Source organism: Nocardioides sp. NBC_00163 (assembly GCF_045206295.1).
Taxonomy (GTDB): domain Bacteria; phylum Actinomycetota; class Actinomycetes; order Propionibacteriales; family Nocardioidaceae; genus Nocardioides.
In genome coordinates, this window is sequence record NZ_CP108155.1 from 3,435,172 (window position 1) to 3,448,071 (window position 12,900).

Genomic DNA, 12,900 nt, shown 5'->3' on the forward strand with positions numbered 1-12,900 from the left:
GGCGGGGCGACACATCAACGGTCGCCCCGCCCGCAGCAGCATTTCGGCACTTTGACGGGGCAAACTGACGGAAGATCGAAGGGAAGCGGGCGATGGCGGACGTCAGGATCAAGATCGAGACTCTTTCGAGGATCGCGTCGCAGCTCGACTCGATTGTCGGCGAGTTCGAGAACGCGACAAGTCAGTCCGAGGAGCTGGAGGCCGACATCGGCAACCCTTACGGGCGCAGCGACCTTCGTGACAAGGCACAGGACTTCGAGGAGCGCTGGGATGACAAGCGCGACGATCTCAAGGAGAGCTTGAAAGAGCTCCAAGAGCACGTCAAAGGGGTAGTCGACGGATTCGAGAACTGGGACAGCGAGACTGCCCTTCAGTTCCAGTCGAACACTTCGATTCAAGCCCCCGGGGCGCCTGGCGGTGCTCCTTCGGGCGCGGCCGTCTAAGACGCGCATCCACGACACACTTGCTCGGACCAAGGAGCGCATAGACCATGGACTCGTCCCCTAAGGGCAGAGAGATCAAGACCGTCGAGGGAAATCCCTCCGGCGTCATCGAGCGCGGAAACGCCATCGAGCGACTGGGCGAGATGATGAGCTCCTGCGCCGATGAGCTGGCGATGATCGCCGCCCACGATCTCGCCAACGGCGAGATGGATGGCAAGGCGGTAGAGAAGCTTCAGGAGAAGATCGGTGACTCGCACGGGACTCTCCGTGAAGCCAGTCAGCTCTACCGGCCGGTCGGCCCGATCATTGCGAAGTACGGTGAAGAGCTTCAGCAGTGGCAGCCGCTGATCAGGTCGCAGGTCGACACCTGCCAGGACCTGTGGGCCAAGTTCGACAGCATGGAAGGTGCGCCGACCCACCTTCCGGGCGCCGGTCCCAAGGAAGGCAGCCCGGAGGCGCAGCAGGAGGAAGACGCCGAGGAGGCGAAGGACCAGGCCCGCAAGGACTGGGAGAACGCCGCCGAGACCTGGGACGGCTACTACGACTCCTGGGAGGATGCGTACGACGCTGCTGTCAGCGGCATCGGTAACGAGATGTCCGGCAAGATCGAGGATGGTTTCTGGGAGGTCCTCGACGACATCATCGCGGTCCTCGAGATCGTCGCGATGGTGCTCTTCGTGGCGGCCCTGTTCATTGCCGGACCCCTTGCGGCCATCGCGATGGCGGTATCGGCGCTTGTACTCCTTGCTAGGACCATCCAGTTCTGTGCCGGAAAATGTTCGATCGTCGACCTTGGGCTGGCGGTTCTCGACGTCATACCGTTCGGCAAGTTCGGAAAGATGGCCGATGCGGTCGGTGCCCTGACAGACGCTGGCAAGTTCGCCAAGTTCTCGGCTGCATACAAGGCCGCTGGCGGCGTTGGTGACGCCGTCAAGCTCAAGGCCTTCCCGGACATCATGACCAGCCTCCACGCCGGCCTTGACGTCGGTGACTTCACGCGGATCAGCGAGTACGGCAAGATCTGGGGCGCCGCCGGTGACATTCAGGGTGCGTTGGCGAAGCAGGCCAACTCCTTCTACAGCACGGTGAACACGATCCAGGGCCTGCCCGACTCAGCCGTCGACATCTTCGCCTGATCGGACGACCTTCCATGCATGATGAGTGCTGCTCGGAGCTTGTAATCAAAACGGAGGACGACCGTGGTCGGAACTTGGCGGGCTGAAGGAATCTACCCGCAACGCGAATGGACGTTGATCCCCAGTGACTTGGGGCAGGACGCCGACGCGTGGGTGTCGAGCGAGTGTGCCCGAGTCCGAGAGTGGTTCGGCGAGGACGCGAGCCAGCGGTCTGACGAGGACGTTCGCCGCATACTGGCCGACTCCCTCGCTACCATCGGCGAGCCTGGCAGGCTGGTCACGATGCTCCACTGGCCGCTGACGGTCCCGATTCCCAGCCGAGTCAGACTCGTGCTCGCCGAGGCCGGCGACCTCGACGTGAAAGCTTGGGAGAAGTCTGGCTTCGACGTCGACGAGTGCATCGGTGCTGCGGTTGGACCCGGTATCAAGTGCATCGCATCGCGGGATGAGAGCGTCGACGGACATGATCTCCATCTGTCTACCGCGGTCTACGCCTTCAGCGGCGAATCCGGTGGTGTGGGGTTGATCGTGGAGTCAGGCGTCCCCTTGGCGTTCCAGCTCACGATCGCTCAGATGCCGATCATCCTGTCGAGCCTGTCACTTCTCGATCCGGATGGGCGTCCCTTCGAAGCTCGCCCGGTTCCGGGTCTCACACGAAACCAAGTTGACGAATGGGAGCAGGTTTCCAATGCCTAAGGCGGCAGCGATTGATCCGGGCAACTGGGCAACGGTGCACAGCAATTTCGATCGCTTCGACATCAACGAGCTGAACCGAATCGTTCTGGACTACGCGCAGATCGAACTGGAGTCAGCTGAGAGGAAGCGTCGCCGCTCGGGTGGGGCGAATCTTGCTGCCAAGTTGATGTACTGGGTCGCGCTGATCGGTCTGGCCGGACCGCTGTTCTCCGTGGCGATCTTTGCCAGTGGCGGAGGCACGAGGAAGCTCTCCGAAGACTTCTCGCCGGGTTTCGAGGTTCCGTGCGTCTACATCGGATGCGCGCTCGGATTCCTTGCCCTGCTCTATCACTTCGTGCCGTGGGCTCGCTCGACTCATCGACAGTGGGACCGATCCCTGTTCGGGTTCTCGGTCTTCGTGTCGGTCTCGACCGTCCTGCTTCTGGTCCTGATCCTCATGAGCGACCCAGATGCATATCCGCGGGTTCCCCTCGCGATGGCACCGCTGTTGTTGCTGGTGTTCGGGATCGCGGTGATCGTCGCGGAGTTTCGGCTCTACTCTCGCGAGAAGCCGCCGGCGGTCGACGTCAACGCGCTGACCTCGGACGAAATGGACGTGCTCCTCGCCTCGAGGCGTCAAGCGCTGACCACGCTCCGCTCGCGTTCAATCGTGTCCTACGATGAATTTGATGCACTGGACCGCAGTCCTCTGACTGCAAGTGCCGAAGGAAAGGCTTGAGGTGTCTGGAAACGGCGCAGGCTCGTTGAGGGAGATGCTGGGTGCAACCAAGGACCCGCAGTTCCACCTGAAGCTCCTCGACGGATGGGAGCGCCACGTTCCCGACGCTTCCGACCGGGACGCGATCGACGCCGAGATGAAGCAGCGTTGCATGGCTGCCAACCGGCCCGACCTGCACGCGCATCTTCGGATGCAGATGGACCAGGCGTTCTCGCTCATGAAGCAGCAGAACGTGATCGCCTATTTCGCGGCCACCGGGCAGCCGACCGGCGACGTCTACATTCCGGGTTCCATGTTCGCCACCATCCGTCGCGCGCCGAACGGCGAGAGCCTCGATGGTTACGTGACGCATGCGATCCAGACGTACGACGCCAAGCCGCTCTTCGGTGACAAGCGATTCATCCGGTTCGAACGGGAGTCGACGAAGGAGCTCGAAGGCGGCTCCATCGTCATGACCTCGATCGTGTACGTGACCCCGATCCCTGGGTCGAATCACCGCCGTGGCCTGCAGTTGACGGCTTCTGTCGCGCGGCCGGTGGAGATGGCGGCGACCGACCCGGTGTTCGTGGGCTGGAAGACGGCGTTCGACGTATGCGTCTCGACCCTTCGCTGGGCGCCGCCGGCGGCCTAATCGCGAAGCGGGCCCCGGGTAGTTCGTTGTTGTGGGGAGCCTTGGGGTCGTACATCACCTCGACGGTGCCACCCGTCTCGACGCCTTGCGAGCCATGTTCGCTGTGGCCGTAGTAGCTGCCGCCGGTCTCGGGCGCGGTGAAGGTGCAGGTGACGTGGTACGTCACGTCGCCTGCCGCACCGCTGACATCCTGCTTCCACGCCTTGGTGACGCGGGCGTTGATTCGAGACCAGCGGCGAGTGCTCCGAGTAGATCCTTCACGGCCCGTCCCTGATCGCTACGCCGAGATCAGGCCGAGGGACGCGAGGATCAGGAAGATCCCGATGCCGCCGAAGACGATGAAGGCGACGCTGTAGTTGACGACGCGGCCGACGACCGAGCCGCCAGAGACGGTCTCATTGGTCTTTGGATCGTTGGGGTCGTAGATGATCTCGATGACGTCACCGACCTTCGGGTCAGCCAAGTGCTCCACTTCGCCGATGTGTTGGATCCCGGCGGCGTCACGGTATTCGTAGCGCGCATTGATGGACGTCTCCGTCGTGGATGTTCCGGTCGCTGAGGACTCGTACTTCTTCTTCCAGACGTGGCGGATCGTCGCCTCCGTGCGGGTCCAGGTGGCCAGGCGTCGCTGGCGGCGTGCCAGATGAATCGTCAGCCATGCCGGGAGGATCAGCATCGCGATACCGATCAGTAAGGCGGCGACAGCGCCAAAACTCATGAGTGCTCCACTTACCCGAGGCCGAGGGCTTCACCTTAGTCTGCGGCGACCCATGGGTCTGAGTCAGGTGGCGCTCGGGGATCGCTACCCTGAGCATCCTTTGCTCATCTACTGACGACGGGATGTGTGCGTTGACTCGACGTGTGGCGGCGATGGCGGTGGCTTCGGCGGCTCTGCTCTCCGGATGTGGCCAGGTCGGTCCGCCTCCGAAGGACTTCGCGACCGAGGACGCGGTCCTGGCGATGCGGATCCATGAGGGCGGCGAGGACTCCAGCTACCTCGTGCTGGTCTCCGCGAAGGGGGAGACGCGTGCGATCGAGCTCGGCCGGGTCGAAGGCGCCGCGATCTCATGGACGGAGGATGGGATCACGACGTCCGATCGGAGCCACGATTACGTGATCGATGAGAAGGGCCTGACCGCGAACGAGCGTACGAGCGGTGGGAACGAGATCGAGACGCAACATGAGTGGTATCGAGTGCCGGTCGGGGCGGGGACGTTGATCGGGTTCAGCCCCGAGGACGGGTCGAAGGATCCGTTCGTGACGTACATCGACGGAGACAGCGGCAAGGCGACGACGCGGGTGTCTCCGTACGGTCAGACATCGACCGCGGCGGTGTGCGGTGAGCGCGTGTTCTCATCGGGAAGGGGCACCGACACCAAGGCCTTCGAGGACGACAGCGGGTCCATCCCGGAGAGCCAGCTGAACCGCGCCGCGTTGACGTCGGCCTATCCACACGACGGTGCGGACATCCTGAGCACCTTGGAGCCCTCGACCTTCCCGGGCACGACGTCGCCCTGTGTCGACGGCATTGTGTACGAAGGGTGGGAGAACGACGCCGACCAGCACCTCGTGCGGGTCTGGAACACGGCCAAGGGAACGCCTGCGGCGCAGGTCGCCGTCGACCACGAGATCGTCTATCCGCAGGACGACTCGTCGCCCATCGGGGGACCGGCTCGGGTGACGGTCTCGGACGGACGGCTCTTCTGGGTCGTCGACAACACGATGTGGAGCGCGCCGTTGCCGACCACCGAGGCTGCGCCGATTCGTGCTCGCGAGGTCGGCTATCTGGAAGGTACCGCCGGGCTCAACGCTGAGGTGATGACGTACGCGTCGAATGCCGCCTACACGGTCACGAACGAGAGCGACCTGCACGAGCGCTTCACCAGGCGTCGGAGCGATCGAGTGTGGACCGAGCTCACCGAGCTGAGCCTGGTGCGCACCGACCTGGCCACGGGGAAGGCGTCGCTGGCTCTCGAGGTCGGCGTGAAGGACGTCGACTTCCCGACCAAGGACACCAGGGTCACGGCGATGGCGATCAACCCGGAGTGGCTGGCCGAGAACAGCGAATAGGCGAGGGCCAGGCGATGTCGTGCAGATCACCGTGCGACACGCCGAAGTAGAGAGCGACCACCAGGGGCTCGGGTTGCCAGGGTGACGCCGTACCTCTCGATCTCGGGAACATTCACTGTTGAAAGGGACCCTTTCCATGCGCACTCGCACCACCGTCCGGACCTGTCGATCGGCCGCCGTCGGCCTCAGCCTCGGCCTCGCGCTCGCGTTGACGGGATGCGGCTCCGAGGACACCAAGGCCGATGCCGACGCTGCGGTCGAGGTCGAGTCCAGCGCCCCGGCCTCCGAGTCAGCGTCCGCGGCTCCTGCCGGCGCCGAGGCCGAGGTGAAGATCGGGAAGACGCTCAAGGACCCCGACATGGGCGACACGATCGAGGTCATCTCCGCGGTTCGTGACTTCCAGTCGACGGAGGAGGCTGAGCTCATCGCCGAAGGCGGCGAGATCGTGCTGCTCCAGATCAAGGTCACTCCTGGGAAGGAGTACGGCGGCCTCATCCAGGACGGGAACTTCGAGATCTCCTGGGACAACGGGGCGGACTTCTGGTCGCCCGACACCGACGAGGTGGCCACGGAGCTGACCGCCGCGAAGCGTACGCCGTTCGAGGACGTGTCGCGGCGCGATGGCGGTGAGCACACCGGATGGATCGCCTTCGAGGTGGACGAGAAGGCTGACACGTACCTCGTCGAGTACGTCCGCGACGGCGCGAAGGTGATCGGCTCGGACAAGACGATCGCCGAGTTCAAGGAGCAGGTGGAGATCCCCGCCGGCTGAGGTCTCGACAAGCTGCTCGGCGGAGACCGGCTACGTCGGTGGGCGGTCTCGGCCGAGGCTCGTTAGGATCTGGGCGTCCGTTGTCTCGGAGAGGGGACTTGAAGGTGCATCCTGGGGCACGTCGTCGCGCGGGACTCGTTTCCGTTGCCAGTCTGGCGCTGGTCGCCACCGCCTGCTCGGGTGATCTTCCGGCCTCGGTCGAGGAGGGGTCTGAGGTCGCCGTCGCGTGGACGGAGTCCTTGACGAGCACCAACCCGGCGAGCGCGGCGAGCGTGACCGACGGGAACCTCGACATCGCCTCGCTGACCCGCGGAGCCTTCGGCACCCTGGTCAACGACACCGTCGAGATGGACGAGACCTTCGGCAAGGTCACCATGGAGGGCGACGAGCAGGCCAGGGTGCGCTACGACCTGGCCGAGCCGACCTGGTCCGACGGGGTACCGATCGACACCGCCGATCTCATGCTCGCCTGGGCCGCGACCTCGGGTTACTTCCGCACTCCGAAGGAGGGAAGCCCGGACGGCACGGTCGACTTCGGCGCGGTGCCGACCGGTCTGACCAAGAGCGCCTACATCCCCGAGGTCGACGAGGGCGCCCGCGCCATCGAGGTCCCGCTGGTGGTGCCGGTGGTCGACTGGCGTACGGCCCTGGACGTCGCCGTGCCGGCGCACGTCGTCGGCCAGAAGGCGCTGAAGATCGAGGACCCGATCGAGGCCAAGGAGGTCGTCGAGACCGCGATCGAGGAGTCCGACACCGCGAAGCTCACCAAGATCGCCGAGGCCTGGACCTCGTCCTTCGCGATCGCCGAGAACGGCAAGGCATCCGAGGAGGCGCTGCTCTCCAGCGGCCCCTACCGGGTCTCGAAGATCTCGGCCGGCGAGAGCGGCCAGGAGGTCGACCTGGAGGCCAACCCGGAATACGCGGGCGAGGCCAGGCCGACCTACGAGCAGGTACGCCTCACCCCGGCCAGCGCCGACGCGCTGGACAGCCTGGGGGAGAAGGTCGACGTCGTCCAGGTCACCCCGACCAAGGCCAACCGGAAGCAGGTGCGTGACCTCGAGCGCCGCGACTACGGCGTCGCGAACGCCAACGACGGCACCATGTGGGCACTGATCCTCCGCACCGACCGGGGCCTGTTCAAGCGCAAGGACACCCGCACGGCCTATCTGCGGGCGGTGCCCCGCGGCGACATCGCCGAGGGCGGCGCGGGCGAGTGGGCCGAGGCGTACGAAGCCACCGATGTCATGCTCTTCCCGCCGGGTGGCGAGGGCTACCAGATCGCGACCGAGGACTCTGGGTTCTCCACGAAGTTCAAGGCCTCCGAGGACGCGACGGCCCCGCGCGGCGCCAAGGTGTGCATCTCCTACGACAAGTCGAGCGCGTTCGCCTCAGGCGCCTACGACACCATCTCGAACGTCGTGGACGACGAGGGCTGGGGCACCACCGACTGTGGTGTGTCCTCGGCCGACAAGGTGCTCTCCGGCAGCAAGTGGGACGCCGCGCTCGTCCGGATCCCGGTCCCGCAGACGCCGGAGGAGATCTCGGCGCAGTGGGGTAGCAAGGGCAGCCAGAACGCGACCGGTGGCGGCGACCGCGAGCGCGACCGCCTCATCAGCGAGCTGGCCCGCACCGCCGATCCCTATGAGGCTCGCGACGTACGCGTCCAGATCGAGAAGACACTGGTCCGGGATTCGATCGTCGTGCCGATCGTGATGAACCCGACGGTGACGGTGATCGACAAGAAGGTCGACAGCGTACGTCCCCGCTCCGGGCAGGTCGCGCCGCTGGTCTCGACCATCGTCGAATGGTCGCCGACCAAGAAGTAGGCGACTTTTAGCGCATTGGAGTGGTTGGGTTGCTCCACCCTTGAATAGGGTGCGGGCATGACGACGCTTCATCCCGGGGCAGTGTTCGGCCACTACCGCCTGGATCGCATTCTTGGTGAGGGTGGAATGGGCGTGGTCTATGACGCCTTCGACACCAAGCTCGAACGGCAAGTTGCCCTCAAGATGGTGCATGCCCACCTCGCCGACCGACAGTTCATCGACATGTTCATCCGCGAGGGGCAGACCCTGGCGCAGATCAGGTCGCCCCACATCATCGCGATCTACGACATCGGTGAGCAGCAGGGCAGCCCGTTCATCGTCACCCAGTTCATCAAGGGCGGTGATGTGACCGGACTCGTACGCAGCAACGGACCGCTGGCGCCGCACCTGGCCTGCCTGGTGAACGCCCAGGTGGCGGGGGCGCTTCACGACGCCCACCAGGCGGGGATCATCCACCAGGACGTCAAGCCGTCGAACGTGCTCGTACGCAACCCGGCGAGCCCCCTCGACCCGTTCGCGTACCTGTGCGACTTCGGGATCGCGACCTCGTCCACCGACTCGCCTGTCGGCGGGATCACCGGCACCTGGAACTACCTGGCGCCCGAATACATCCGCGACGAGCGTGACGCGCAGGGCCGGCCGATCTCGCCGGAGCCGTCACGAGACATCTACGCGGCCGGCTGCATGCTGTGGTTCACGTTGACCGGCAAGATCCCCTACTCGGGTGCGGCCGTGCAGGTGGCGATGGCCCACCAGAGCGCGCCGATCCCGCAGTTCGTCGGCTCCGATGACTGGACCAAGGCGGCCAACCGGATCCTGCAGCTCTCGATGGCGAAGGACCGACGGAGCCGCTACCAGAGCGCGGCGGTCTTCAAGGACGACCTGTTGAAGCTGCGCGAGATCACCGCGCCCGCTCAGCTCGTGCCCGCGCCGTCGATGACCGACCCGAACCCGGCGCCCATCCTGGTCGCGGCCGTCCGGGCGCCCTCCGAGAGCGAAGCCATCCTGATCGAGGAGGCGCAGCGGCCGTCCAAGATCACTCCGCTCCGGGTCGGTGCCGCGATGGTCGGCGTCGCCGCCCTCGGAGTCGGTGGAGCCCTGGCTATCACCCAGCCCTGGGTCGACCACGGACCCGAGCCCATCGTGCCGACCGTCAAGGGCGCTGCGTACGCGGATGTGAACGGGGACAAGTTCGGCGACGTGATCACCAACGTCCAGAACCCCGACGGCGAGGGGGTGGATGTCGTCACGTGGAAGTCGGACGGACGCACGTTGACCCCGTCGAAGCCCGTCACGTACGACGACCCCGCGCTTCCGGCCGACAACGACGGGGGTGAGGTCTTTCCGCTCTGCGGCGACTTCGCAGGCGATGGGAAGAACACGCTCGTCACCTTCGTGCGAAGCGAGAAGGGCTTCGAGTTCCACGGTGATCTGGAGGGTTCCATCAAAGCTCCCGCGGGGGTCGTCGAGCAGGGCAAGAAGATGACGGGGTCGAACTTCTACTACGACCTCGGCACCGACGACTTCGACGGTGACGGTGTCGCCGACCTGTTCATGAGCGCGCACTTCGGCAACCCGAACCCCGATCTCGACACGCAGGGGAGAAGGGCCGGGGACGGCACGATCTGGGTCTACCGAGGCACTGGGTCAGGGTTCGAGGAGCCGACACTCTTCGCGTCCTATCCGGCCGTACCGGTGGAGCAGGTCGCGGTGGGCGAGTTCACCGGCGACGAGAAGGCCGATCTGGTGGTCCTGAATCGGGTCGAAGGTAGTCCGGAGGACATGACCCTCACGTCTGGCACGTCGGACCTGGACCTCTACCAGGGAGCGGGGACGTCTGTCGCTGCCGCGAAGCCGCTCCCGTTCAAGCATCAATCGATCAGCTCGTTCGTCGCCGGTGACGTCAACGGCGACGGTCGCGATGAGATCGTCGCCGCGGAGTCCGGTCGTGGTGAGGGCCAGTCGATCACCGTCGGCACGTTCAGCGAGGACCTGACCCAGTTCTCGGTCGCCAACCGCGGGAAGCTTCCCAAGCCCCGCAACACCCTCAAGACCACCAGCAGGTATCCCGTGACCGTTGCCGACGTCAACGGCGACGGACGGACCGACATCGTCGCGGTTACGCAGGACACCAGCGAAAGCCCGTACGCCTTCTACGTGGCGCTGGCCTCGAAGACCGGCACGTTCCCCGGTCACATGATGGCGACGTGGAAGAAGTCGCCCGACGATGTACGCCGCTACAACCTGATGGGAGGAACCCTCGGATGAGCGATTCCACCGGAACCCCTGACAACGCCCCACGCGGGCCGCAGCCGTCGTTCGAGCGTCCTCCGGTCGACGACCCCGACAAGACCACGATCAGGCCTCGGGTCGCTCGGCCCAGCGGACCTTCCAGTACGCCGCAGCCACCGCCGCCTCCTGCTCCGACACCACCACCGCCTCCTACGACCCTGCCGCCGACCCAGGCCCCGCCGCCGCCTCCGCCTGTGCAGGCACCTTTGCCGGCGACCGTGCTAGGAGCGGATGCGCCCGGCATGATCGGGCCCTACCGGCTCGAGCAGCAGGTGGCGTCCAACGAGATGGCGGTCGTCTACCGGGCCACCGACACCCGCCTCAACCGAGCGGTCGCCATCAAGGTGCTCCTCGGGCACAGTGCCCGGGACCCAGAGTTCGTGTCCCGGTTCGACAAGCAGGCCACGCTGATGGCCAAGTTGGACTCGCCCCACATCATGGGCGTCTACACCAACGGCCGGACCAACGACGGCGCCCCCTATCTGGTCTCCCAGTTCGCCGACGGCGGCGACCTCGGCTCGCTGCTGAAGGCCCGTGGCCGTCTACCCGGCCCGCTCGCCGCCGACATCTGTGCCCAGATCGCCGATGGTCTGGCAGCGATCCACTCGCCCGAGGTCGGCGTCGTGCACGGCGACGTGAAACCGTCGAACATCCTGCTGCGCGACGGCAACACCCCGCCGTACGCCTACCTTGCCGACTTCGCGGCGGCGCGCGCCGACGACTCCGCGACCGCCCGGCCCGGGATCCACTCCGGTGCGTGGAACTATCTGGCCCCCGAGCGCGCGATGGGTGCGCCGGCCACTCCGGCGAGCGACCTCTACTCGCTGGGCTGCCTGTTCTACGAGCTCGTCACCGGGGCCGTTCCCTTCACCGGGGCGAACGACGTCGAGACCGCGATGGCCCACGGATCACAGCCGATCCCGACGCTGCCGGGCCGCGATGACTTCACCCTGCAGGCCAACGACCTGCTCTCCGGTGAACGAGGTCTCCTCGCCAAGGATCCGGCTCAGCGTACGAACGAGGCGGTCCGGGTTCGGGACCGCTTCGCCGCGATGGCCGGGCGACAGATGGGCTTCGCGTCCGGAGCCACCGTCACGCTCAAACGTGCCAAGGCCACGTGGTGGATCGCCGGCGCGGCGGCACTCGCGGTCGTCGTTGCGGGCGGCACCGCGGTGGGTGTCACCCTCGCGACCACGGAGAACACTCCCGCGAAGCCCAAACCGGCGGTGAGCGGAGACATCGACGGGGACCGGTTGGGCGACCTGGTGCTCGGTGCGCCGTTCGGTGACGTCAACTACAACTGGGACAGCAACGCCGCGACCCTCTTCGCCTCCACCGGCAAGGGTTTCGAGGCCGGCACCACCAAGGGCCTCAAGTTCGGCAATCTGCTCGGCGACGTGGACGCCGACGGACGGGTCGACGTAGTGCAGGTCTCCGGCATCGGATCCTCGTTCAACGTCGACTCCAACGCCAAGAACCAACCCGACGGCGCCATCCAGGTGCCGGCGTCCGGCAAGCGCCTGGCCATGTTCTGCGCCGACTTCAACGGCGACGGCCGCGACGACATCGGCATGATCTCGGTCGGCAACGGGACCAAGCTGCCCGAGGAGGACGCCGACCTGGCAAAGCTCAAGGACCTCGAGTTCCAGGTGACGGTCATGCCGAGCATGGCCGACAACACCTGGGGCAAGAGCACCGACTGGTACACCGGTCCCTGGCAGGGCGCCACGTTCGACGTCAACTTCGACGTCGGCGACTTCGACGGCGACAAGCGAGCCGACGTCATCATGGGCGCCAGGGAGGCCTCCCCGGCCGCAGTGGTCCTGCTGATGAGCCAGGGCTCGAAGCTCACCAAGACCGACCTCGAGGTGCCCGGGCCCGACGGTGATCGGGTCGCCGGGTCGTCCAACTTCGCCGACGTCGATGGCGATGGCAAGGACGAGCTCATCACCCAGGAGATCGTGGACCAGAAGTGGGCCATTCGCGTCTACTCCTACGACCCCGAGGGCAAGAAGTTCGTCCCGGAGCCGTCGTGGGACATCGACGACCCGGTCAAGAACGACGACGCCGTCAGCGGGTCTCAGATCCCCGCGGTCGCCGACGTCAACGGTGACGGTCGGGACGACCTGGTCAACCCGTTGCGCGCCGGCGACGGGGACTACGAGTACCTCAACAAGGCGTCGGTCCTGATCTCCGGCAAGGACGGTTTCACTGCCGAGACGTGGGAGATGCCCGCCGCCGACGAGTACGAGACCCACCCGCCGTTGCGCAAGGCGTCCAACAACAACGGCACCGGGACGCTCTGACCGCAGACGA

Annotated in this window: 11 protein-coding genes and 1 pseudogene; 10 read left to right on the forward strand and 2 right to left on the reverse strand. The window is 65.9% G+C overall.

Features of this window, described 5'->3' with window-relative positions:
* Window positions 1-92 precede the first annotated feature (92 nt).
* The 5 genes from OG801_RS16490 (at window position 93) to OG801_RS16510 (ending at window position 3,624) form a co-directional block, all read left to right on the forward strand.
* A complete protein-coding gene (locus OG801_RS16490) occupies window positions 93-443 on the forward strand; it encodes a flagellar protein FlgN (protein WP_406029838.1) in 351 nt (116 codons plus the stop codon).
* 47 nt (window positions 444-490) lie between these two features.
* The gene (locus tag OG801_RS16495) at window positions 491-1,579 is read left to right on the forward strand and encodes a hypothetical protein (protein WP_406029840.1); all 1,089 of its coding nucleotides are present in this window, start codon (window positions 491-493) and stop codon (window positions 1,577-1,579) included.
* Between the two features lie 114 nt (window positions 1,580-1,693).
* Window positions 1,694-2,275: a hypothetical protein gene (locus tag OG801_RS16500; RefSeq protein WP_406029841.1), complete on the forward strand. Its 582-nt coding sequence runs from the start codon at window positions 1,694-1,696 to the stop codon at window positions 2,273-2,275.
* Window positions 2,268-2,993, forward strand: coding sequence for a hypothetical protein (locus OG801_RS16505; RefSeq protein WP_355020556.1), 726 nt, complete (start codon window positions 2,268-2,270; stop codon window positions 2,991-2,993). Before OG801_RS16500 ends, OG801_RS16505 begins: the two co-directional genes overlap by 8 nt.
* Before the next feature lie 34 nt (window positions 2,994-3,027).
* Window positions 3,028-3,624 (forward strand): protein TPRXL, encoded by a 597-nt coding sequence (locus OG801_RS16510; protein ID WP_406029843.1) that lies wholly within the window; start codon window positions 3,028-3,030, stop codon window positions 3,622-3,624.
* Between the two features lie 88 nt (window positions 3,625-3,712).
* On the opposite strand, the pseudogene OG801_RS16515 reads toward OG801_RS16510, so the two are convergent.
* Window positions 3,713-3,847, reverse strand: a pseudogene (locus OG801_RS16515) (hypothetical protein); the annotation flags it as partial.
* Between the two features lie 54 nt (window positions 3,848-3,901).
* On the reverse strand, window positions 3,902-4,342 hold the full coding sequence (locus OG801_RS16520; RefSeq protein WP_406029845.1) for a DUF3592 domain-containing protein: 441 nt from the start codon (window positions 4,340-4,342) through the stop codon (window positions 3,902-3,904).
* A 131-nt stretch (window positions 4,343-4,473) separates the two neighbouring features.
* On the opposite strand from OG801_RS16520, the gene OG801_RS16525 reads away from it, so the two are divergent.
* The 5 genes from OG801_RS16525 (at window position 4,474) to OG801_RS16545 (ending at window position 12,890) form a co-directional block, all read left to right on the forward strand.
* Window positions 4,474-5,694 (forward strand): hypothetical protein, encoded by a 1,221-nt coding sequence (locus OG801_RS16525; protein WP_406029847.1) that lies wholly within the window; start codon window positions 4,474-4,476, stop codon window positions 5,692-5,694.
* Between the two features lie 136 nt (window positions 5,695-5,830).
* Window positions 5,831-6,466 carry a transcriptional regulator gene (locus OG801_RS16530; protein WP_355020552.1) on the forward strand — a complete coding sequence of 212 codons (636 nt, stop codon included), beginning with the start codon at window positions 5,831-5,833 and terminating at the stop codon, window positions 6,464-6,466.
* 239 nt (window positions 6,467-6,705) lie between these two features.
* Entirely contained in the window at window positions 6,706-8,292 is a 1,587-nt protein-coding gene (locus tag OG801_RS16535) for an ABC transporter substrate-binding protein (RefSeq protein ID WP_355020551.1), read from the forward strand.
* Window positions 8,293-8,349: 57 nt separating this feature from the next.
* The gene (locus OG801_RS16540) at window positions 8,350-10,560 is read left to right on the forward strand and encodes a protein kinase domain-containing protein (protein ID WP_406029850.1); all 2,211 of its coding nucleotides are present in this window, start codon (window positions 8,350-8,352) and stop codon (window positions 10,558-10,560) included.
* 266 nt (window positions 10,561-10,826) lie between these two features.
* Entirely contained in the window at window positions 10,827-12,890 is a 2,064-nt protein-coding gene (locus OG801_RS16545) for a protein kinase domain-containing protein (protein WP_355020549.1), read from the forward strand.
* The last annotated feature ends 10 nt before the right edge of the window (window positions 12,891-12,900 follow it).

What these genes read in the sequence shown, in the direction of transcription:
- OG801_RS16495 (WP_406029840.1), top strand. Translation starts at nt 491, where the DNA reads ATGGACTCGTCCCCTAAGGGCAGAGAGATCAAGACCGTCGAGGGAAAT.
- OG801_RS16530 (WP_355020552.1), top strand. Translation starts at nt 5,831, where the DNA reads ATGCGCACTCGCACCACCGTCCGGACCTGTCGATCGGCCGCCGTCGGC.
- OG801_RS16510 (WP_406029843.1), top strand. Translation starts at nt 3,028, where the DNA reads ATGCTGGGTGCAACCAAGGACCCGCAGTTCCACCTGAAGCTCCTCGAC.
- OG801_RS16505 (WP_355020556.1), top strand. Translation starts at nt 2,268, where the DNA reads ATGCCTAAGGCGGCAGCGATTGATCCGGGCAACTGGGCAACGGTGCAC.
- OG801_RS16520 (WP_406029845.1), bottom strand. Translation starts at nt 4,342, where the DNA reads ATGAGTTTTGGCGCTGTCGCCGCCTTACTGATCGGTATCGCGATGCTG.
- OG801_RS16490 (WP_406029838.1), top strand. Translation starts at nt 93, where the DNA reads ATGGCGGACGTCAGGATCAAGATCGAGACTCTTTCGAGGATCGCGTCG.
- OG801_RS16540 (WP_406029850.1), top strand. Translation starts at nt 8,350, where the DNA reads ATGACGACGCTTCATCCCGGGGCAGTGTTCGGCCACTACCGCCTGGAT.
- OG801_RS16545 (WP_355020549.1), top strand. Translation starts at nt 10,827, where the DNA reads ATGATCGGGCCCTACCGGCTCGAGCAGCAGGTGGCGTCCAACGAGATG.